At 64.6% G+C, this 379-nt stretch carries 1 protein-coding gene; it reads left to right on the top strand.

Annotated features, from left to right (window positions below; all coding sequences use genetic code 11):
* Positions 1-346, top strand: a 346-nt coding sequence (locus tag ACGVWT_RS19250; RefSeq protein WP_394427851.1) for a hypothetical protein, incomplete at its 5' end; no start/stop codon positions are given.
* Between the last annotated feature and the right edge of the window lie 33 nt (positions 347-379).

Here is a 379-nt window from a genome sequence, read left to right as displayed (position 1 = left end):
CGCACTCTACACCTTTGCTGCTCACGGTTCCTCCGACCGCAGCCAGGACACGGCCACGGACCTCAGCGTCGGCGGCTCCGCCAAGGAACGCGAAGAAGCTGTGAAGACCGGTGCCTCCAAGACCGGAGAGTCCAAGGCCAGCGGCTCATCCAAGGCATCTGGCAAGGCTTCCGCAAAGTCCAACGCTTCCGGCAATGGCCTCGACGAAGTTGATGTGCAGACTCAGCAGGCCGCGACCAACTCCCCGCTCCAAACCGCCGCAGTCGCCGGAACCGGCGCAATCCTGGGCGCGCTAATCTTCGGTGCCGGCATCTTGGTCGGTCGCCGTCAGAAGTCCGTCGATTAGCACGGCGCCGGGCTAGTCCAAGCGTACGACGGC

The sequence above is a fragment of the Sphingomonas sp. S6 genome (genome assembly GCF_043498045.1).
In the GTDB taxonomy this organism is placed as follows: domain Bacteria; phylum Pseudomonadota; class Alphaproteobacteria; order Sphingomonadales; family Sphingomonadaceae; genus Sphingomonas.
This window is presented reverse-complemented; position numbering and strand designations above follow the sequence as displayed.